The 20,949-nt window shown below is 38.8% G+C and carries 17 protein-coding genes; 11 read left to right on the forward strand and 6 right to left on the reverse strand.

Going from position 1 to position 20,949, the window contains the following annotated elements; translation table 11 throughout:
* Positions 1 to 128 precede the first annotated feature (128 nt).
* Entirely contained in the window at positions 129 to 1,433 is a 1,305-nt protein-coding gene (gene thrC, locus HC643_RS00565; protein WP_038084729.1) for a threonine synthase, read from the forward strand.
* An 84-nt stretch (positions 1,434 to 1,517) separates the two neighbouring features.
* The gene (locus HC643_RS00570) at positions 1,518 to 1,793 is read left to right on the forward strand and encodes a MoaD/ThiS family protein (RefSeq protein WP_017744151.1); all 276 of its coding nucleotides are present in this window, start codon (positions 1,518 to 1,520) and stop codon (positions 1,791 to 1,793) included.
* Between the two features lie 283 nt (positions 1,794 to 2,076).
* Here the strand turns inward: HC643_RS00570 and HC643_RS00575 are convergent, their stop codons facing one another.
* On the reverse strand, positions 2,077 to 3,168 hold the full coding sequence (locus HC643_RS00575) for a nucleotidyltransferase domain-containing protein (RefSeq protein ID WP_038079315.1): 1,092 nt from the start codon (positions 3,166 to 3,168) through the stop codon (positions 2,077 to 2,079).
* A gap of 164 nt (positions 3,169 to 3,332) precedes the next feature.
* On the opposite strand from HC643_RS00575, the gene HC643_RS00580 reads away from it, so the two are divergent.
* Complete coding sequence (locus tag HC643_RS00580; RefSeq protein ID WP_153021570.1) at positions 3,333 to 3,632, forward strand: hypothetical protein; 300 nt, start codon at positions 3,333 to 3,335, stop codon at positions 3,630 to 3,632.
* A 119-nt stretch (positions 3,633 to 3,751) separates the two neighbouring features.
* Here the strand turns inward: HC643_RS00580 and HC643_RS00585 are convergent, their stop codons facing one another.
* Positions 3,752 to 4,900, reverse strand: coding sequence for a pyruvate kinase (locus tag HC643_RS00585; RefSeq protein WP_038079318.1), 1,149 nt, complete (start codon positions 4,898 to 4,900; stop codon positions 3,752 to 3,754).
* A 610-nt stretch (positions 4,901 to 5,510) separates the two neighbouring features.
* On the opposite strand from HC643_RS00585, the gene HC643_RS00590 reads away from it, so the two are divergent.
* Positions 5,511 to 6,254, forward strand: coding sequence for a DUF429 domain-containing protein (locus HC643_RS00590; RefSeq protein WP_038079323.1), 744 nt, complete (start codon positions 5,511 to 5,513; stop codon positions 6,252 to 6,254).
* Positions 6,255 to 6,304: 50 nt separating this feature from the next.
* On the opposite strand, the gene glgP is transcribed toward HC643_RS00590, so the two are convergent.
* Together glgP and HC643_RS00600 are read right to left on the reverse strand one after the other, a co-directional pair.
* Positions 6,305 to 8,926, reverse strand: a complete 2,622-nt coding sequence (gene glgP, locus HC643_RS00595) for an alpha-glucan family phosphorylase (protein WP_038079325.1) — start codon at positions 8,924 to 8,926, stop codon at positions 6,305 to 6,307.
* A gap of 586 nt (positions 8,927 to 9,512) precedes the next feature.
* Positions 9,513 to 9,788, reverse strand: coding sequence for a DUF2171 domain-containing protein (locus tag HC643_RS00600; protein WP_038079328.1), 276 nt, complete (start codon positions 9,786 to 9,788; stop codon positions 9,513 to 9,515).
* 245 nt (positions 9,789 to 10,033) lie between these two features.
* Here HC643_RS00600 and HC643_RS00605 point away from each other — a divergent pair, with 245 nt between their 5' ends.
* Positions 10,034 to 10,558 carry a hypothetical protein gene (locus HC643_RS00605; RefSeq protein WP_050045430.1) on the forward strand — a complete coding sequence of 175 codons (525 nt, stop codon included), beginning with the start codon at positions 10,034 to 10,036 and terminating at the stop codon, positions 10,556 to 10,558.
* Positions 10,559 to 10,579: 21 nt separating this feature from the next.
* Here the strand turns inward: HC643_RS00605 and HC643_RS00610 are convergent, their stop codons facing one another.
* Positions 10,580 to 12,490, reverse strand: a complete 1,911-nt coding sequence (locus HC643_RS00610) for a GTPase family protein (protein ID WP_038079330.1) — start codon at positions 12,488 to 12,490, stop codon at positions 10,580 to 10,582.
* Between the two features lie 557 nt (positions 12,491 to 13,047).
* Between HC643_RS00610 and HC643_RS00615 the strand changes: the two genes are divergently transcribed.
* From HC643_RS00615 to HC643_RS41105, 4 genes are all read left to right on the forward strand, one after another.
* Positions 13,048 to 14,223, forward strand: a complete 1,176-nt coding sequence (locus HC643_RS00615; RefSeq protein ID WP_167844590.1) for a hypothetical protein — start codon at positions 13,048 to 13,050, stop codon at positions 14,221 to 14,223.
* A 1,024-nt stretch (positions 14,224 to 15,247) separates the two neighbouring features.
* Entirely contained in the window at positions 15,248 to 15,949 is a 702-nt protein-coding gene (locus HC643_RS00620; RefSeq protein WP_167844591.1) for a hypothetical protein, read from the forward strand.
* Between the two features lie 2 nt (positions 15,950 to 15,951).
* A complete protein-coding gene (locus HC643_RS00625) occupies positions 15,952 to 16,404 on the forward strand; it encodes an ATP-binding protein (RefSeq protein ID WP_167844592.1) in 453 nt (150 codons plus the stop codon).
* Positions 16,405 to 17,196: 792 nt separating this feature from the next.
* A complete protein-coding gene (locus HC643_RS41105) occupies positions 17,197 to 17,709 on the forward strand; it encodes a CHAT domain-containing protein (RefSeq protein ID WP_336604400.1) in 513 nt (170 codons plus the stop codon).
* A 666-nt stretch (positions 17,710 to 18,375) separates the two neighbouring features.
* On the opposite strand, the gene HC643_RS00635 is transcribed toward HC643_RS41105, so the two are convergent.
* Entirely contained in the window at positions 18,376 to 19,122 is a 747-nt protein-coding gene (locus HC643_RS00635; protein WP_038079333.1) for a DUF7873 family protein, read from the reverse strand.
* Positions 19,123 to 19,546: 424 nt separating this feature from the next.
* Between HC643_RS00635 and HC643_RS00640 the strand changes: the two genes are divergently transcribed.
* Both HC643_RS00640 and HC643_RS00645 read left to right on the forward strand, forming a co-directional pair.
* The gene (locus HC643_RS00640; RefSeq protein ID WP_038079337.1) at positions 19,547 to 20,068 is read left to right on the forward strand and encodes a DUF1772 domain-containing protein; all 522 of its coding nucleotides are present in this window, start codon (positions 19,547 to 19,549) and stop codon (positions 20,066 to 20,068) included.
* A 249-nt stretch (positions 20,069 to 20,317) separates the two neighbouring features.
* Positions 20,318 to 20,881, forward strand: coding sequence for a hypothetical protein (locus tag HC643_RS00645; RefSeq protein WP_038079343.1), 564 nt, complete (start codon positions 20,318 to 20,320; stop codon positions 20,879 to 20,881).
* The last annotated feature ends 68 nt before the right edge of the window (positions 20,882 to 20,949 follow it).

Genomic DNA, 20,949 nt, shown 5'->3' on the forward strand with positions numbered 1-20,949 from the left:
ATTAAACTCCCATGACTTTGCTGTAAATTTTTAAAACCCGACAAAAATTGTCGGGTATGTTTGACTGGTATTTTTGCTCGTGTTACTATCAAAACCACAGTTGACGGACATTCAGGGAAGGCTGACTTATGACACAGGCGACAACCACTCATACCCAAACAAACACAGGCACTTTTAAATCCTTGAAATGTAAGGAGTGTAGTGCGGAGTACGAACTCCAAGCCCTTCACGTGTGTGAGTTCTGTTTCGGTCCATTGGAAGTCACCTATGATTACAGCTCCCTTCGGTCTAAGGTCACCCGTGAAACAATTCAAGCCGGTCCCAACTCTATTTGGCGCTACCGTCACTTTTTGCCTGTCGCCAGCGAAAATCCAATTGATGTGGGAACTGGTATGACCCCACTGGTTCGTTCCCAACGCTTGGCACGTCGCCTCGGTCTGAACAAACTGTATATCAAAAATGATGCCGTCAATATGCCCACCCTCAGCTTTAAAGATAGGGTGGTGTCAGTTGCTCTCACCAGAGCACGGGAATTAGGTTTCTCCACAGTTTCTTGTGCTAGTACCGGGAACTTGGCTAATTCTACTGCAGCGATCGCAGCACACGCCGGTTTAGATTGCTGTGTATTCATTCCTGCTGACTTGGAAGCCGGAAAAATCTTGGGTAGCTTGATTTACAGCCCAACCCTCATGGCTGTTAAAGGAAATTACGACCAAGTCAACCGTCTCTGTTCTGAAGTAGCAAATACACATGGATGGGGATTTGTCAATATCAACTTGCGTCCCTACTACTCAGAAGGTTCTAAAACACTCGGCTTTGAAGTGGCAGAACAATTAGGTTGGGAGTTACCTGACCACATTGTCGCACCTTTGGCATCTGGTTCGCTATATACAAAAATTTACAAAGGTTTCCAAGAATTTGTAGAACTGGGTTTGGTGGAAGCCAAAAACGTTAAATTTAGTGGCGCACAAGCAGAAGGATGTTCGCCCATCGCTCAAGCGTATAAGGAAGGACGCGACTTCATCAAACCAGTCAAACCAAATACTATTGCCAAATCCATTGCGATCGGCAACCCAGCAGATGGTGTATATGCTATAGATATAGCGCACAAAACTGGTGGTAATATTGAGTCGGTGACAGATACCGAAATCATCGAAGGCATCAAGCTGCTTGCAGAGACAGAAGGTATCTTCACAGAAACAGCAGGAGGGACAACCGTTGCCGTGCTCAAAAAACTGGTAGAAGCAGGCAAGATTGATCCCGATGAAACCACCGTGGTATACATTACCGGAAATGGTTTGAAAACCCAAGAAGCCGTACAGGGCTATATTGGAGAACCCTTAACCATTGAGGCGAAGCTCGACAGCTTTGAAAGAGCTCTAGAGCGTTCTCGGACACTCGATCGCCTTGAATGGCAACAAGTCCTCGTCTAGTTATAAGTTAGTGGTTAGTTAGTGTTCGACTATCTAATAACCACTAACAACTAACAACTAACAACTAACAATTAACAATTAACCATGTCTGTCAAAGTTTTAGTTCCTACTGCCCTTCAGAAGTTCACAAATAACCAAGCTGCCTTAGACTGTAATGGCAGTACCGTTGCCGAACTGTTCGATTCTTTAGAAAAGAACTGTCCCGGTATTAAATCTCGGTTATGTGATGACAGCGGACAACCGCGCCGATTTTTAAATTTGTACGTTAACAGTGAAGATATTCGCTTTTTGGATGGTACAGCTACACCATTGAAAGATGGTGATGAAGTGAGTATTGTTCCTGCAGTGGCTGGTGGTTAATAGCTAATGGCTAATGGCTAATTGCTAATGGTGAGTCCAGCCCTGCAGGCGGGTTTCCTGCCGTAGGGGACTGGCGAACCCGGAGGGCTAATAGTCGCTGGCAAAAAATAAGATATCTATGTTGTATGGTGGGCGGTTTTGCCCGCCTGAGCCTTACCCACTGAAAAGGAAGGAAATACTCTCAAAGTCCCCCTTTTCAAGGGGGATTTAGGGGGATCGGTAAAACTTTGATACATCACCAAAAACTTTTCAGACATCCTCTAATAACAGTCATTATGAATTTTTAACTCCATCCTTGCATTTCAACAAGTTCCATACACAATTCATTGATTTGTTCTAAGTCAGTTCGTTCGGGTAAAACAGAAACTTCGTATACCGTTTCCATTTGAGCAACTAAATCATCTGCCATTTTCATAAGTTGTTCGTAGGAATATTCGCCCCTAAGAATCGCTTTTAAATCTTCCGCATCACCAGCAATTTTCCGGTCTACAATGACTTCTCCTGTTTGCAAAATTTCTAGTCCACTGCGTAACAGCCTGATACAGTGCATTCCGTGTTTGAGGTCATAACCTGATTTTCGTTCCATTTCTGCTCTAGCAGGATTTCGATTTTCTTGCCAAGAGAGGTACGCTTTCCATTCTCTTAAAGCCACTTGATAAGTTTGGCTTTTTTTCAGCAAGCGAATAAAATCTTTATGGCTGTTTGTTAATGTTTGCGTGTATTCTAAAGCTTCTTCAGCTAAGGGATACTGTTTGAGCACACCTTTAAAATCTATATCTGCTGTCAGCAGTTTATACAATTGTTCTGCTTCTTCTAGAAATTCAATCTTTCCTCTAATTAATTGATAAAGATACTCTAGAAAAGCGTGTAACTCATCTTTTGTGAGTGGTGCTTCATCTTCTATTCCATAATCACAAGGTAATGGTTTCTTTTGTGGTGGGTTAAGCAGCCACTTGCGATGAGTTTCCATCTTTTTAAGTTGGGCAAAGGCATAACCAGAATAAGTGTGTTTGACTTTCTTCGTTAAAAAGATTTTTCTATGATTGAGTAACTCTTGCCCGACAGTTGTTAAAACAGGGTATTTTCCCAACCATAATAATTCCAAGATATTGGGATTTGCTCCTGCTAGTAGCTGTAGCATTTTCCTAAGTTCATATATAACCGTGTCTTTATTTCCATCTAAAAATGGAAAGATACCCGGTTCGTCCCATCCACTCTCTTTTTGTTCAATGATGTCAAATCCTAAATAGTAATTTTTGTTTGCTACAAATACACCACGATAGTCATAATCTGACTCAGGTCTACTTAACCCATATCCGTGACTACCTGCTAGACCAATTAAAACAGTTCTTTTTTCAACTTCTATTCTTTCCATATATCAATCTTAATATAGCAGTCCTAAATGATTTACAAACACCTCTCCCTTGTCTCCCTTGTTTAGATCTCAAATAGGATTGCTATATAAGATCTTTTCCAAGAATCGTCATAACTACAATTGTAGTATATAATAGTTACATAATTGAATTACCGTTGCAGGTTGTGAAAAACCTCGTTCTACCCCTTTTGATGCTGATAATTTTTGTTAAGAACGTCTTGAAGCTCGACGTTAAAGGGAATTTTCCCAAGCTAGTTGAAACGCTGTTCTGGATATCTGTTATCTATGCCTCTCTCTCACTGCTGAATGTGATTTTGTTTGAAAAAGCTGAGGCAAATACATGGCGAGCAAGGATGCCCAAACTGCCGATCGACCTTTCGCGGCTGTTGTTGGTACTGGTGGGGATCTCATTTGTGCTGGCGGCTGTCTGGGGTGCAGATTCGTCAACCAAGCTTGGGGCGTGAGATAAGTCAAATTATAGAAGCGCGAAGCAAAGCAGTCAGTATGGTTCAACGGGGAGAGTGAAAAATTTACTTGTATTTTCCCTAGCTTAACTTTTTAAGTACATACGTCATAACAGAGGTCACTGCTTGCTGCTTGCTTCAATTGTATGGATTTTGAGAAAATTTGTGCCTTGTGAATGTTTGGTAGGAATACCAGCCACAATCAGAATTTTATCCCCTGGTTCAACCCAACTGCGATCGCGCAAAATGTCCTCAACTTGTGCTGTCAATTCTTCAAAAGTCTCAACCTCGCGATTGAGTAACACGGGCTGCACTCCCCAGAAGAGGTTTAAACTCCGGTAAACTTTAGGGTGAGGTGTAAGCGCAATAATTGGCACTTTAGGACGTTCCCCTGCTGCTAACTGGGCTGTATAACCGCTACTTGTAAACGTAACGATGTAGCGTGGAGGTAGCACTTTGCAAATAGCATTGAGTCCCACGCTGAGTGCATGAGTGACATCCGTTTTTGCAGGTGGATTGTTAAGAAATTCTATTTCTGCTTCTGTTTCTGTTGCAATTTTCACAAGCATTTGTACGCCTTCGACAGAAACCTCATTGCCCTCTAATTCACTTGAAAGCATCACTGCATCAGTCCCATCTGTAATGGCGTTGGCAATATCACTGGTTTCCGCACGAGTTGAATAGTTATGGATTGTGCTTTCTGGTATTTGTATTGCACTAATAACCGGAATTCCTTGATGATTGCACAATCCGATAATGCGTTTTTGTAGCAGAGGAATTTTCTCCTGACACATCCCCATACCCAAATGGCTTGATTCTATCATCACTGCATCGCATTCGTTGAGTATCTCTTCTAGATTGGCGATCGCATCAAGGTTTTCAATTTTAGCAACAACAGATGTATCGGCTGAACCTTTTTGCTGTAGTAAATTCTTGAAAACCCGGACATCCTCAGCACTCTTTATAAAACCTAGAGCAATGTAATCAACTTCTTGAGATAAACCAAACTCTAAATCTTGGATATCTTTATGAGTTAGAGAAGGTAATTGGGAACTTTGCAGTTCTTGTAGTAACGTTATGGGAGTCTCTAATTCCTCTGCGATTGAGCGAATCCTAGCAATTGTTTGAGCAAGAGCATCATAACTGCCATGAGAGAAATTAAGACAAGCTACGTTCATTCCAGCTTTTATCTTGCCCGCAATTGTCTCTCGCGAACTAGCAGAACTAACGGTAGCGACAACTTTTGTTTGACGTGTTAATGGCTGCATAGAAATTGGTGAAACTTTGTAAAGAACTGTAATGAAGGAGCGATAAAATCAGTTCTACACGCAGGTTTTCATCAGTTTCAACACAACTCAAGTCATGCCGAAACCATTTTGACAAGTGTACTTGACACTAGGGTAGTTGCTACTTTATGGTGTAGAGTCGAGACCAAAGGCAATCGCTCTTTCCCAACAATGAGAGCGCAGCCTACGTATGGCGATTTCGGTTTTTTTGCCTCATCCGACACCGAATCACATCTTACGTTTTGGCTTTCAGAACATCCATGCCTCTCTTATAGGCTAGCATCTTAATTCCATGTTCATCTACCGTATTTAAAGCTTTAAAGACTTCCAAATAAAAAATATTTAATTACTCCCTTCCCGCTCGAAGATTTCTTAATTAAATGAACCGCAGAGGCGCAGAGGACACAGAGGAAAGAGGAGAAGAAGATCGGTAGTCTTATGGCGGAAAGGGAGTAATTTATTCTCACAAGTTGGGTAAGCGTAAAATCGAGGCAAAGTTTGCTAACTGTAAACCAAAGAGATACAAGTTATCAGTGAAAGCATCAAGTTGAGCTAAAAATGCGACAATAAGCCCATCTACGCAGGGACAAAGATGAAATTTCTTGGAATTGACTTAGGCTGGAAATCTCAACCTAGTGGCTTATGCTACCTAGAACTGACAGATGAAAAACTGCAAATCGTAGACTTAGATCGAAAAGAACTCATTACAGACATTCTCTCTTGGATTGACTCGTGCCTCAAAGCAGAAGAACCTGCCATCATCGCTGTAGACGCACCTACCTTGATCCCCAATACAACCGGAAGTCGGTTACCCGATAAACTAACTCACAAATACTTTGGCAAATACCATGCAGGTTGCTATCCAGCAAATCTTAGCTTACCTTTTGCGGAGCGAACAGTAAATTTTGGATTGGAACTAGAAGCCCGTGGTTTTGAACACGCCCCAACCATTGAACCACAAAAATTAGGGAGATACCAAATTGAAGTTTTTCCCCATCCAGCTATCGTGCATCTCTTTAACTTAGAACGCATCCTCAAATACAAAAAAGGACGCCTCAACGAACGTCGCGCAGAATTGATGAAACTTTATCATTACATCACCGATATCCTACCCGGACTCCATCCTCCTCTATGTCCTCTACGACTGTGCAGTTCATTTCTTCCAGAAATTCCCACTACAGGTGCAGCACTTAAAGAAACCGAAGACAAACTCGATAGCCTCATCTGTGCTTACGTAGCGGCTTACTGGTGGTACTGGGGAGAACAACGCAACCAAGTACTGGGCGATCGCACGACTGGTTACATTATCATCCCCAACAGAATCTTGGATTCTTAGATTTTGGATGAGTGATTTAAAATCCACTCATCCACGCATTCAAAACTCTCCTACTGCGCCCAAACAATTAACCGTGGCTCATAAGAACTAGAAAGGTATTTGTGCTTGGGTAACACGCGCAAAGATAAACCCTGCAAACCAGATGTCGTGTAAATCACATCAGCCGTGTAAATACTCAATCCATCCTTATCTTCCCCTTGGTAATCCATCACCACAGGTATACCATTGACAATCTCGCCATTAGCATCAATAGCTCCTTGGTAAAGTTCCAATTGCACATCTTGTTCTGTTAAAGTTGCCAAATCAACCTTAGCTTTAACGCTAACAGTCTGATTGACCTCAATCTCAGCACCAGAAGATATATTGATATCCTTGATTTTTATGTTGTACCAATGTGCAGTTAAATTTTCTTTCCAAGCAGCTAATTCCTTTGCAGGGGCATAGCCATCGGCAGTTAAAGTATGACAGCGATCGCTTGCTGGGAAGTAAGCCCGCAAAGCATATTCTCCTACCATTCGTGCCGTATTGAAAAACGGGCAGTTTAACCGAATGGCGTCCTTCATTTTATCAACCCAGCGACGGGGTAAGCCGTCCACATCCCGGTCATAGAACAAAGTTACAACTTCTTTTTCCAAGATATCGTAAAAAGCATTTGCCTCGATTTGGTCTTGGTAGTTGGGATCGTCATACATTTCCCCGTGTCCAATAGCCCAACCAGTGCGGACGTAATCAGCTTCATCCCACCAACCATCTAACACGCTTAAATTCGGCAACCCATTCATAGCTGCCTTCATACCGCTTGTACCGGAAGCTTCCCGTGGGCGGCGTGGATTATTTAACCATACATCACAACCAGCCACCATCAATCGGGCTATGTGAATGTCGTAGTTGGGAACAAATACAACTTGCTTTTCCAAGTTTTGCTCGTGGATAAAGCGATTGATTTCCCGGATCAGTTCTTTACCGGGAATATCTTTGGGATGTGCCTTACCCGCAAAAACAAACTGCACCTTGCGGTCTTTATTCCCCAATAAAATTCTCTTAACCCGCTCGATATCACGCATCCAAAGAGTAGCGCGTTTGTAGGTGGCAAAGCGGCGGGCAAAACCAATAGTGAGAACTTTGGGGTCAAGAACTTCTTGTGCTTGGGCAATTTCTAGAGGAGAAGCCCCGCGATCTCGTAAATGTTTTACCAAACGCTCCCGGACGTACATAATCATGTCCAAGCGACATCGTTCGTGATTGCGCCATAACTCCTCATCAGGGATCGCATCCATCCTTTCCCACAGAGGATGATCTGTTGGTGCGGATGACCAGCTTGGTCCCAAGTAGCGATCGTATAACTCTTGAGTAGATTTAGCAACACAACTACGGGCATGAACGCCGTTTGTGATTGCTGTGATGGGGACTTCCTCAACGGGTACGCCCTGCCATAAGCCCTTAAACATTTGTCGTGACACGACGCCGTGCAATTGTGCTACACCATTTGAAAATGTTGCCATTTTCAGCGCCAGCACCGCCATACTGAATGGCGCAGACAAATCGCCAGCGTTTTCCCGTCCTAGAGCTAAAAATTGGTCTTTATTTAGACCAAAAACGTCTGCGTAATATCCCAGGTAATGTAAAACCTTATCTGGGGGAAACAGGTCAATTCCTGCAGGTACTGGTGTGTGAGTGGTAAAAATATTACTAGAAGCCACGACTTGTCTGGCTTCGACATAGTTCAAACCTTGTTCTTGAATGAGTATGCGGATACGCTCTAAAGCTGAGAAAGCTGCATGACCTTCATTCATATGGTAAGCAGTCACATCATATCCAAGCGCTTTTAGCATTCGGACACCACCAATCCCCAACATCATCTCTTGGTGGATACGCATATCCAGATCCCCACCGTAAAGTTGATCTGTGATGTCGTGATCGTAAGGGTTGTTTGGTTCAATGTTGGTGTCTAGCATATACAAAGGAACTGTGCCGACTTGTACGCGCCAAACACGGGCATATACCGTTCGCCCTGGATAGTCCACCCCAATCCGCAGTTCAGAACCATCAGGATTGCGTTCGAGTTGCAACGGCATATTATAGAAGTCGTTGATGGGGTAGCGTTCTTGCTGCCAACCATCAGCATTGAGATATTGAGCAAAATAGCCTTGCTGGTAAAGCAAACCTACACCAACTAAGGGTAAACCCAAATCGCTAGCTGATTTGAGATGATCCCCAGCAAGAACTCCCAAACCTCCAGAGTAGATGGGCAAACAATCGACCAGCCCGAATTCAGCAGAAAAATACGCGTAGCATTCTTGGGGTTGGGAAGCAGACACTGGGGAATTGGGAGAATGGCTCTGTTCCTTATCTCTAGTCGCCAGTCCCTTATCCCGATTCTTACGATACCAGGTGCGTTCGTGAAAATAATCTTCCAACTGGCGGGCTGCTCGATCCATTTGCGCGAGGAAGCCTTCATCTTCCACAACTTCCATCAATCTTGCTTGGCTGATGGTACCGAGCATTAAAACAGGGTTGTGACGGCTCGATTCCCATAAATCGGGATCTAAACGACGAAATAAGTCTTTAGTGTCAACGTTCCAATCCCAATGGAGGTTATACGCTAACTTCCGTAGCGGCTCAAGTCGCTGCGGTAATGATGGAGATACGTTAAAAGTACGAATTGGCTGCATAGGTCAGCAAACCTCTAGCTTCAATTAAGGCTATTGTTGACTTTATTTCCTTAAAGCTGCCAACTTCTTAATACTCTATTTGTTATGTTTTCTTGACTTAAATAAGTTTTACAAAGTATTCTCATTTTTTCTATCAAACTAGTCATTAAGGGTCTTTGAACCTCAAGTGTCACTTGTTGCTACACCTTAATTATGAGAAAACTTAATGATTTTGATATATTCTTTCCGTAAATCAACTAAATATGAGTATTTATTTTACATAACTTTATAAATAGCTAAGCAAACGCTGCAAAGCATAGCAATCCTATTTGAGATGTAAACAAGGGGGTATAAGAGGCGGATTCAGTATGAATTGTCATTCTCTCGCTCCAGTGGCTCAGCCACCAGAGCGAGGTGATGCCCGTAAGGGCTGTGGGCTATTAGCACTAAATTCACCATCTGCGGGAACTCAGTTCTAAAGGGGGTATAAAACGCGGGTTTAGCACAAGTCGTCAGAAAACAAATGACTGCTTGGCAAGCTGTAGAGAAATAGGAGCAGTGAGGCGATCGCACGACGACTACTTTCTAGAATTTCGTTTTCTACTGTCTAAACACCCTCAGGTTGGCGATCTATAAGCCCTGACGTTACCTCATCTATAGTTTTGTTAAGGTACACAGCTCGCTCATCAACTGCCCTTATCCAATCAATCGGAAACCAGCGATGCTGACCATCCGGTGAGTTATTTTTAGTAAGCTTGATGTATTTGCCAGCTTCGACTTTATCTACCGTACCAATATGCGTATCAGACGCACCTGCTAAGCCACCAGGTCCTTCTGCATAAACAGGCTGATGTTCTTGAATTTTGGATATATCAGTAGCCATAAGCTCTCCATCAAAATGTCATTAAGGCGACACGCAAACGTTCGTGGCAAGAGAGTACTTAAACTCATTTGCGTCTCAACCACTACGCCTCATGATATGGTGTTTCTTCAAGCAGACTCCTCACTCTCGAGGTAGAAAGGGCATCAGAATCTGTGTAGATCTATATCCCCTCATGTCTACGATTCACACAGAAGAAAATTCACAGCAATAAATGTATGTATAAATCGCCAGTTTAACCACCAGTTATGAATAATAAACGGGAAGAACAAGAAAGTATTATCGAAAGAATCTTATTCGTTATTTTTCAAGCTGTCTTTCTAGTATGGCAATTCTACGGGGAAATTACGTATAGACACCGAAGACGTGCTTCAGTAAAAAAGTATCAGATTGTTCTGGATTGGGTAAAAGCTCGGAATAGACAACAAGATACAGCTTGCGAGCTAAAACTTCCCCATCATCTAGCTAGAATTACCCAACGAGGTACTGTATTTGCGCTTCATACTGCTGACGATCGCCATTGTATTCTCCTGAAAACTTGGATTTTTCCTGGTAGAGAAAACTTTTTGGGGACGTTTTATTGCGACCAACCCCTATCTCATGACGATTTTCTTCCTTATCGGGAATACGATATGGACTGTATTAGTATTGAGGGCGAATATATTTGTCTTGATTTAAACGGTGAAGAAGACTACGGTCCTAACTTTAAAAGATTGTACGTCACCCAACAGCATAACCAACAACTCTTTGAGGTTGAGTATACTTTAAATTAAAATGTATTAGCAGCAAAATATTCATCTCTGTGATAAATAGGAATCAAACCGCTCTCGCAATTGTTCAACCGTCAAATTTTGTGTCCAATACTCCACTAAAGCATGACCAAATGCCCAAGCATTGCGATCGGGAGAGGCAGAGTTTTCCAGCAGTAATGGCCAAATTGATAGAAGGTCAAACTTGTTTGAATTCCCCGTACTTAAGAGTGGAAAAAGCTCATAAGCCATTTGAAGTTTACCAATAACAATTGGTAACTGTTCTACAGGAATTTGTGCTGCTAGTAAATGTGCGAGAGTTGGCGAGCCTGTTGTCATTGTAGAAATAAATTGCAGAACTGGGCTTTTCAAAAATGCTGCCAGTCCCTGAGTTGTAGCCATCTGAAAAGTGTAGCGCTCAATGATTTTGGCAGCAGCTGTGGTGCGGGCTTCTCGATCGCGTAAAAAGCGAGCAAGACGGAGTTGTTTGGCTGGTGCGATCGCATTGATTAACCCTAATGATAATGCATCTATTCCCCACGGAGTGCGAGACGTTTTGCTATCAGCAGTTACGATGGGCAAAACTAGATTGCAGAAGTCTCCCAAAAGTTGAGCGCGGTATTCTGTGGCTTCTCGAATCGCTATTTCCTTTGGGCGATTTCCCCATTCCCAATCATATGGAGGTTCCCACTCTCGAATGGGACGCAGACGATCGACTTGCGTGACAACTGCAATTGCAGGTAAATCTGCTGTGTCGGCTTTTAAATCTCTCAGAAAATCCACATCCATTTGCAATGCAGGATCGAGAGCAGGAGTCACAAGTAGTATGAGGTCGGCATTCTTAATATAATTTAGGACAATTTCTCGTAAATCTTTTCGGTTGACTTGCTCGTAACCAGGGGTATCCAAAAGTGTAAGTGTTTCTCCTGTGTTGCTTTGCCAGTGGTAATTTTGAATCCGATCTGTACTTGGCAAAACATCAACTGCGGCTAAATCTGTTTGGAAGAGAGTGTTAATTAAGCTGCTTTTGCCAGACCCCGTTCTCCCTACAAGTAAAATATTAACGGGTTTTTGCTCCACTGCTTCTGGAGGCTCTGCGCGATCTAAAATATCTTGCAGAGTTTGAGTTTTGACCTGAGGTAAATTCGCTGTGGGAGCGGAAGGTGCTGAGATCGGCAAAGTTGTAGTACTGTAAAGAGCGATCGCCTGTTGGCACAAGTTTTTTAAAGCTGCTTCTCTCAAAAGCTGGCTCAAATTCACCAACAACTGCTGGGTTGCTTGGTTCCCAGAACGGCGGCTCACAACTTTAGCTACGGCTGCTGCTGGATTTAACAGCCACTGCGCCCAATTCCAAGCTTGCAAAAGTTTGCGAGCAGAAGGCTCTAACTTGCGGTATGTTTCGTATGCTTGAAATGCTTGACCAACAGTAACTTGATTGAGAACAGGGGATAAATTCTGCATCCACCGATCCAAGTCATCGACTGTTCCCCGAATCAAACCGTAAGCTTGGGGGACGTAAATGTTCAACAAAGGATACTTTTCTTGTGGATTGTAAATCTGAGCGATCGCTTCCACAAGTTCCTGACAGCGTTGCCAAAAAGTTGACCAGTCTTCCCAGATTGGGCGATCGTTGAGTGAAGCTTTGAGTATCTCCTGTAGGGCGGCTTCTGCTTGGTTTGTGGCGTCCGTTCCCACCAGTAGCCCGGATGTATCTCCTGCTGTAGATTTCAGTTCTTTGCTAACCTCCGCTACTACAGCTTCCACTTGACCGACCAACGGTTGAGTCCATTTCGCCAACAACCAGCGCCAACCTACAAATAAAAGGATAAAGACAGCCCAGATCCAGTTAATACTCCACTCATGAATTTGGAATCCTGCTGCTATTAATAAGAAACCAACGATCGCTGCGATCGGTGTTGCTAAGACAACCCACTGCCATAATTTTAAGCGCACCATAGTCTTATATCCATCTCACGTCATTTTGGATTAAGAAATTTAACCTCAATTTACTTTCGCTTAATTAAAGTTATATAAATTACACATTTTATAACTAGAATAAATGTTACTATTTTGAATAGAGTTTTTTTGCAAAAGATAGTTTTGTAATTAGTTTAGCGTTTTTGATCGTAAGCATCCGCTTTTGATGCATAGACTTTTTAGACAAACTATATAGTGGAGTTTCTGGCATCAAACAATTATACTTCTTCTAAAAGTAAGCGAGCCTCTTTAAGTTTCTATGTTCCACACTTTGTAATTGTGCAACAATAGGTAATTGCTGTATTGACAAATTCAAAAGAATGTGATCGTGCTTTAAGTTATGAATGTATGAATGGGTGTAAGTAATTAAATTTAACAGTATTTCTTAGGTATTATATACTAAAACATAGTACATAGTACATCTATTTAATGATAATTTACTATTCTAAAATCCTTTATAATTGAGTCATTTTTTTATTGCTTTTTCAAATAATTACTAGTAAAAAATATATAATTTATTATAAAATTAATATATTATGAATCCTGCTTTAAATAAATTAGAGGTTACTTCTCTTATCTCCAAATATCTTCGGACTTGTCCCTATTTGTTCGAATGTGTTGGTCTGTATGGTTCAGTTGTTAAAAATAATAGTTATAGGGACATTGATATACTCTTTATTGTCTCTAATTCTGACGACATAGAGAGCTTAAAAGAGTGGGTAAAAAAATGGCTTGAACCATTATTCACAGTACCTTTGGATGCTAAATATTACAGTATTGAATCATTTTCAAATTTGATCGAAAATAATTCACCTCTAGTACTTAGTATTGCGGTAGAGATTGAGTTTATTATTCCTCATCTTCAAATTGAAAAGAAATTAGTAGGTCTGAAAGATGTTTTATTTAACAAGGGAATTGATACAAGCCAACATTACAGATTGATAATAAGCCAAGAAATTTTATCGAAAATCCTTTATGAAGAAAATAAAAGTTTGCGAGGTTTTTTAATTTCCCATGTGGATTGGATAAAAAATGATAACCAAGAAATCCGGGAACTTCTTCGTGTTCTTGCTCCAATTGATGAACCTTATACTCGCATTGCTTGTCTCAAGCAAGCAATTAAATTGTTACATTCTAATCAATATCGCCAGCACTTAAATTTTTCAATAGGTGAAAGTATTAATCTAGCTACTCAAATTGTATTAAATAGAAAAAATTTTAATTGGAATACACATGAAGATTACAGCAATAAAGATTTGTGTTTGGAGCTTGTCAGTCTAGTAGAGAAATTTCCACCAAGTCTTTGGTCTAAGGCAGAAGGATTATTGAGCGCCTTAACTCAAGACTTTAATCATTATGTCCGTTACTCAATGATTAAGTTCATCTATAACAAAATATTACCAAGTGATTCAGAGATGGGATTTGATTTATTGACAGTAGCTTTTAAATCAGAGCGGAAAATATGGATTGTGTCTGAAATATCTCTTACATATTTTGTGAATCAAACGGTGATCGATAAAGAAAGACTTAAACTTATAATTGAAGGGTATAATAAAAAAAATAATAAATTAAAACTTTCTACACGCATTACAAATTTCTTAGAATTACTCAATCAACCTTTTGAAAACAATAATTTAACTATACCATTTCTAGTTGTTTTTTTGAAAAATTATCGAATTTTCATGATGAAACACAAGAAATTAATGAATTAAATGCGTCTTATTTAACTAGAGTATTAAGTAACGTAAGAAGCATCTCTTCAAATCATTTTAGCTAAGATAATTCAAAAAATCAAATAAATGTTAATGAGTTGGAACAGATTTTGATTGAATTACAAATTCCTATTACTCCAGAAGTTTTAAAAAAATCATTAGTATTACGAGAGAACTCAATAATACAGTTCTTCTTAGCGCAGATAATTATAATCTTAGCGTTCAGCTTAATGAAACTCTTCAAAATTACACTCACTTGATATATTAAATGCTAGAAAAATAATACTAGAATATTTACTTAAACATATAGGTAACTTTTAAAAAAATCATTAAAGATACAAAAATATATCCTTTCTTTTATGTAACAATAAAACCTAGATTTGGATTAAAATTAATAAAGAGCAATTTGTAAAATTTTTTATAAAAATATCACAGATACTCATGTTCCTAATGTTAATTTATCTCTTCAGTCCTCAGCAGAAATAGATATTTTTAGTTATTTTGGAGATTTTCCATTCAATTTTCACCCAGGTGAACAAATTGAATTACGTTGTATCATAAAACCAAAAGTAGCTAAACAAATAGCTATAAGTTACAAAATTAATGGAGAATTTGGGGAGCCTATCTACATTTCAGCTGATAGAGAAAATCCATTTGTTCCTAATAATCCTGTATGGAATGCACATTTTGTTGGTAGAGAAAAGGAATTACAGTATATCCGTGAAGAAATTCATCAACAACATTTTCTACTTTTTGGTCCTCGACGGATTGGAAAAACATCTTTATTATTTCAATTAAAGGAAGAGTTAAAAGAAGGTTATATTCCGATTTATATATCTCTGCAAACGTTTAATTTTAATGTAATAGATAGTGCCTCACTTTTGATGAAATTTTAAAGAAAGTAGCGATTGAACTACTAGAAATTAAAAAAATATTTTATTTTCATTTAGAAACTATTGATAATAAAATCCGGTATATTAAAAATTGTCTTGAAGATGAAAAGGTTGTCCTCCTGATAGACGAAATGGATGTAGGGCAAGGAGTAGAAAATTTTAATATTTTTTTGGAGCAGATGCGAGTCATAATGCAACAAGAAGGTTGGCTTCGTATTATATTGTCTTCCGGTCCATTCATTACCCGAAACTTAATTGATCCTCAGTCTCCTCTTTTTAATATGGTAAGTCATATTTCTGTAAATCGCCTTACAACAGAAGCCGCAGAAAAATTACTTCGACTTGCAGAGGATCAAGATATTGTATTTGAAGAAGATGTAATTAGAGATTGTTTACAATGGACTGGTAATCTTCCTTTATATCTTCAAATTTTAGGAGATCATATATATCAGTGTTTTAAAAATAAGAATATTTCAGAGCGAAGAGTTTCACAAAAAAATCTTATTCAAATCCAACAAATAATGAGAAATGATATTGTTGAGTGGGAACGTATGTGGAATATGTTAAACAATATTGAAAAAGCTATTATTGCCTTCTGCGCTTACCAGGATGACTTAATAGATATTCGTGAAGTTAAATACAATATTGAAAAAATTGTCAGTAATAATATTGCTTTTAAAGTCATTAGGGAAGGTCTAAATAACTTAGTTTGGTTTGGCCTTTTAGTTGAAGAAGAACATGGATATAAATTGACAGCTAAACTTATTCAAGACTGGTTAACTAATCAATTATATTATCCAGAAGAAATACAAGAATTGTTTATTGGATACTAACAATGAAATTAACCGAGAATCAAAATGCTCTGATTGAGTTTTTCGATCCAACAAGACCTGTAACATTGCCTCAAAACTTGAAGGGAAGAGAAAATGAATTAAAAGAGGGTTGGTTTCATCTTTTAAATGGAGAATGTTTTATTGTTCAAGGAACTCGAAGAATTGGAAAAACTTCATTTCTTTATTGCCTTAAAACATGGTGTTTAGAACAAGGTAAAAAGTGTGCTTATATATCCTTTCAGAGGATACCACAATATAATAGTTCAGCTTTTGTTTATTATCTAATTCAACAACTATGTTTAACATTTCAAATTACATATCTTGGATTATCCGAATATGAATTACTTAATTCACTTAAAGAATTAAGTAGAATTATTGAAAAACAACTAGATTATAATGAACGTATTATAGTTTTAATAGATGAATTTCAGGTTACAGAAGATTTAACAAAATGAAAAAACTATATTTTATAATCAACTGAGAAACGTTATTGATGAACGTCCTATACATACTGAATTAAATAAGTTTGTTTTGTAATTGCAACATCTCAAAGCATATCGGAATTAAGCACTGGTATTTTATCGACTCTGGCATCATCTTTTCAAGAAATTTTATATTGCAAACAATTTCCAATCATAGTTGTAGAGATTTAATTAGTCAACCTTTCAGTAATATTATTTTAATTGAAAAAGAATTATCGATCTTATTATCTATGAATCTGGTGGCCATCCATATCTTATAAAATTGTTAATACATAATACTATAACTAAGAATATAGAGGTTATTTTTTCAGGTTCAATACACTATGATTTTTATAAATTAATTGAAATTCAGATACAAGCATTAGTTCAAGATTTAACACACCATCATTTTCAAATGCTTAAAGAGCTTTTAAAAGAGCACGAGTTATTCATTCTATATGAATTCTGCCAATTAACACATATTAATTTACTCGATCTTCGTAGAAAAGTTTCAGAGACCAATCAAAATAATGAATTTTCTCTGTTAGAAAAACATTAGATAACCTTGAAAACTTAAAAATCCTTCGTAAGGAAAAAAATTTATATTACTTCTCTAACCAAATTTATAAAAAATGGTTTTCTTATTTTTTTAAACAATACTATGAAGATTACATTTCATTAAATAGTTTATGCAAGCAAGAAGATTTTGAGAGTAATAGCAAAATTTCAATTTTATTCCTATGTGCAGAGCCAGCGACTTCTACTAGAATACGTCTGTGTGAAGAAATACGTGAAATTAAAGAAAAACTACAGCTAGCAAAATTACGTAATCGATTTGAATTGAATGAGTATATGGCTGTACGGGCTATTGACCTAACACAAGCATTGTTGGACACAAATCCACAAATTGTTCACTTTTCTGGACATGGTATGATCGAAGGTACATTATGCTTCGAGGATAAATTAGGCAGAGTTCACTTAGTTGAGTCGGAAGCTCTTTCTGAAATGTTCAAGCAGTTTTCTGGTAAAGTGAAATGTGTAATTTTAAATTCATGCTACTCTAAAATTCAAGCTGAAGCTATTGCAAAATATATTGAATATGTAATTGGTATGAGCCAAGTAATTAGCGATCCAGCTGCCATAGCCTTTGCTACAGGTTTCTATCAAGCATTAGGTGCAGGACGATCAATTGAAGAAGCGTATAACTTTGGTTGCGTACAAATTAGACTACAGGGGATTTCTGAACATTTAACACCAGTTCTTATTAAATTTAACTTTCCTCCAAGCACAAATACTTAACTCTTTTCTAGAAAGACTTTCAAGGCTTTGTTAAATTGCTTGTAATGGATACAAATTGTCAAAGTGTGTGATTCTCTTTCAGGAGCTATTTCTATAATCTTTCCATTCAGCAACTCAAGGTGACGTTGTTCCAAAATTCCGGCTGCAATCATTCGGTGGTAATCTTCAATTGTCCACTTTGCAGTTGTTAAGGTCAGGGTTAATACCTCCGCATACCAGGGGAACGCTTTGCATCTTCCACTTTTATCCTACTTTGCTTTTTAGTTAAAATCCCCTGAGACAATGTCCATGTCTCAGGGGTGGAACCAAAAGGTTTCAAATCTTTCAGTTTTATATTCACGATTTCTGCCGAGTTAATTTCCGGTTCCTGCAAATTCATTCTTTAAGTCGTGGTGTTTTACCTCTAAACTACCGGAGCATTATTGTGGAGCTCCGGACGAGATTTGAACCCGTGTCCCACTGACGTTAATTTACAGGGATTGATGCAGAATGTGAAGTTTTACAGTAAGCTTGGAGCAATAACCTAAAACTAAACGTGAAACTAACTGTGTCGGGGAGTGCCTTTACCATTTGGCTATCCCTCGTTCAATAAAATCGAGGGAGTAGGACTCGAACCTACAAATACTCCTATAGACACTGAAACTAAATTTGTGCTCCATCTATATTCTATCTGATATTTGAGGGAGCGAACAAGTAACCAAAAATAGAACGAGCAACATGATTTTGTTGCGTCACTTCTAAACTATTTGCTTGTTCTCTAGCAAAAATGACCTCCTGCATTAATCTATCTACTCTTCGTAACAGTTCGTTTTGTCTGGCTGGGGAAATAGCCCCAGAAAACTTAACAGTTCGCCACGTTCCTTCTGGAACATCCTCAGAGGATTCCTTGACTTGTGCGGGATGTTCTTTCGTAGCTTCGTACAGCACGACTGGTTTAACAATTTTTTTGGTTTTTGTCGTGAATTTGGCTTCTGTGGCAAAGCATTCTTGCTGTGGATCGTAAATCCAAGATTCACTAGTATCCAAGACAGGTAGAGATGAGATGAACGTTTTAATATCAACTAACTGCTTTTCTAAAAACAACAGGTAAGAAACAGGAACTTCCCTAAGGATTGTAGTTCCATCAACGACTATATCAGCCTTAGCTTGAGAATTAGACCAGTCTTGAGTAGCACATAAATTAAACAATTCAGAACAAGCTTGTTCAAATTGACTGAGTAAATCTTCTGCTTTCAACTGCAGTGTTTGGTTTTCTGGAGGATAGACAAAACCATCTTCAGCCACTGGAGAAAAAGTGCGAGAAATACCTTGAAACATTGCACTTTTCTGAATAAGGTGATAAACGGCTGTTTTGGCTTTTGTCGAATTGGCTTTAATGGTTTGCAAAACTGCAATCACTTGATTTAGTTTCATTTTCTCCTCCAAGAATAAATATTAAAATAAAGAAAAAACACCGAGGATGCGCCCCATTGTGGCTATACAAGCTCATTCCGCGCAGGTGGGCTTTATTTGTCTAGCCTGAAAATTCTATTTTGAGAGCAATTTGTACGCATAGGAATGCTCTCAATAATTATAAGTTGCTTATCTACGTCTATGTGGAAATACGTAATAATAAAAAAAATATAATAATTCGCTACACTTATTGTCAGAGCTTTGTTTGTTTTACCTCATAACTTGTTGTATTTGTAGTATACATAGTACAAGATAAAATAGCAAGTACTGTTTGGTATGGTTGAACTGACGGCAATGTTCGGATAAACCCAATGTAGCGGCACTCACAGCAGTCGCATTGCTAGCGATCGCCTAGCAAACTTAATAAAGCAAAGGAGAATTCTCTATGCTTTTAAAAACTTGGAGTTTCATCACCATTATCCTATCTGCTCTTGTAACGGGAATGGCGCTGTGCCATGCGCTAGAACTCCCAGCCAAAATGCAATACTCTGCAACGCAATACATTGCAATTCAAAACAGCCTGTATGTCGCATTTGGACCTCCGAATATCGGCACATTCATTGAACTGGCTGCACCCCTCGCAACGATCGCCCTGACTGTTCTTGTTCGCAAAAGTCGTCCCGCTTTTCAACTTGCACTAATTGCTGTAGCATTCATGCTACTGGCATTTCCTGTCCTCTTTTTTGCATTTACAGAACCTGCAAATACAGTCATTCGTAATGCAACACCTGAAACTATTCCAGCAAACTGGGAACAACTTCGCGATCGGTGGGAATATTCACATCTAGCACGATTTTTCTGTCATTTAATTGCGTTTAGTGCGCTTGTGCTTTCTATCTTAGTGGAAACCTCTGCAGATCGCAGGCGAAGTCTTACTCAAAAACCGCTCCCAAATACTTCTTCCTAATCCACGGAATCTTCCTTGTTGAGATCTCAAATAGGACTGCTATAGAATTGCCGCAGCCATCCTAAATCCTGCATGAAAAATTTTAAGTACTGTAGAGAGGATATTGCCTACCACGTATGGCTTTTGGTAGGCAGTTCCTTATTTTTTTCTTTAAATAAAATTTATAGGTTTTTTAAAAATATTTAATATTATTTAATGAAGCGATAAATTAGTATTAACGGATACCCTATATTTTATTAGTAACTGTTTATGAGAAAACGAAATCTAAGACGTAAGAGACAAGGGTATTTGTTAGCCATAATAATAGCTTTAGGAATAAGCGGTCTATCGTTATACATTATTTTTATAACCGATATTATTAGAGCAAGAATTATCGATAGTAATAATTTAGAGAAAGCTTTTGAAATTCAAAGAGAAAAACAATTATACGATCCTAATTTTGTACCTAAAGTTGTTATCCAAAGAGGTCGTGAATCTGAGAAAGGATTTGATTTGAAATGTCTAACTTGGTCTACCAATAAAGTCGTGAGTGGTTGGACTAGAGACAAGCGAGATAGCGATTTTTTTATAGATTATTATGTACCTCCAAAAAAAGATGCCATTATTTGTGTATCTCCAGCTTTAGCAACCGCATTAACCGCTGCAACCAGCAAACCATTTGTCTATGAAGCTTACCCAACTGATTACGGTGTACGTATTCGTATCATCATTGGTGCTTCTGAAGTACGAGAAATGTGTCAGAGGTTGACAGGTGATATCAATTGTGCAAATTTTTTCCTGTCAAAAGAAGCAACTGTACGGTATGAGCCATAGCTCCCCTCTTGTGGTAGTTTAAAGTTAACTTCATATTTTGCAACATCTCACTTTAACCTTTATGACTG

The sequence above is a fragment of the Tolypothrix bouteillei VB521301 genome (assembly GCF_000760695.4).
GTDB classification, from domain to species: domain Bacteria; phylum Cyanobacteriota; class Cyanobacteriia; order Cyanobacteriales; family Nostocaceae; genus Scytonema; species Scytonema bouteillei_A.

What these genes read in the sequence shown, in the direction of transcription:
- thrC (WP_038084729.1), top strand. Translation starts at nt 129, where the DNA reads ATGACACAGGCGACAACCACTCATACCCAAACAAACACAGGCACTTTT.
- HC643_RS00570 (WP_017744151.1), top strand. Translation starts at nt 1,518, where the DNA reads ATGTCTGTCAAAGTTTTAGTTCCTACTGCCCTTCAGAAGTTCACAAAT.
- HC643_RS00575 (WP_038079315.1), bottom strand. Translation starts at nt 3,168, where the DNA reads ATGGAAAGAATAGAAGTTGAAAAAAGAACTGTTTTAATTGGTCTAGCA.
- HC643_RS00585 (WP_038079318.1), bottom strand. Translation starts at nt 4,900, where the DNA reads ATGCAGCCATTAACACGTCAAACAAAAGTTGTCGCTACCGTTAGTTCT.
- HC643_RS00590 (WP_038079323.1), top strand. Translation starts at nt 5,511, where the DNA reads ATGAAATTTCTTGGAATTGACTTAGGCTGGAAATCTCAACCTAGTGGC.
- glgP (WP_038079325.1), bottom strand. Translation starts at nt 8,926, where the DNA reads ATGCAGCCAATTCGTACTTTTAACGTATCTCCATCATTACCGCAGCGA.
- HC643_RS00600 (WP_038079328.1), bottom strand. Translation starts at nt 9,788, where the DNA reads ATGGCTACTGATATATCCAAAATTCAAGAACATCAGCCTGTTTATGCA.
- HC643_RS00605 (WP_050045430.1), top strand. Translation starts at nt 10,034, where the DNA reads ATGAATAATAAACGGGAAGAACAAGAAAGTATTATCGAAAGAATCTTA.
- HC643_RS00610 (WP_038079330.1), bottom strand. Translation starts at nt 12,490, where the DNA reads ATGGTGCGCTTAAAATTATGGCAGTGGGTTGTCTTAGCAACACCGATC.
- HC643_RS00615 (WP_167844590.1), top strand. Translation starts at nt 13,048, where the DNA reads ATGAATCCTGCTTTAAATAAATTAGAGGTTACTTCTCTTATCTCCAAA.
- HC643_RS00620 (WP_167844591.1), top strand. Translation starts at nt 15,248, where the DNA reads ATGGATGTAGGGCAAGGAGTAGAAAATTTTAATATTTTTTTGGAGCAG.
- HC643_RS00625 (WP_167844592.1), top strand. Translation starts at nt 15,952, where the DNA reads ATGAAATTAACCGAGAATCAAAATGCTCTGATTGAGTTTTTCGATCCA.
- HC643_RS00635 (WP_038079333.1), bottom strand. Translation starts at nt 19,122, where the DNA reads ATGAAACTAAATCAAGTGATTGCAGTTTTGCAAACCATTAAAGCCAAT.
- HC643_RS00640 (WP_038079337.1), top strand. Translation starts at nt 19,547, where the DNA reads ATGCTTTTAAAAACTTGGAGTTTCATCACCATTATCCTATCTGCTCTT.
- HC643_RS00645 (WP_038079343.1), top strand. Translation starts at nt 20,318, where the DNA reads ATGAGAAAACGAAATCTAAGACGTAAGAGACAAGGGTATTTGTTAGCC.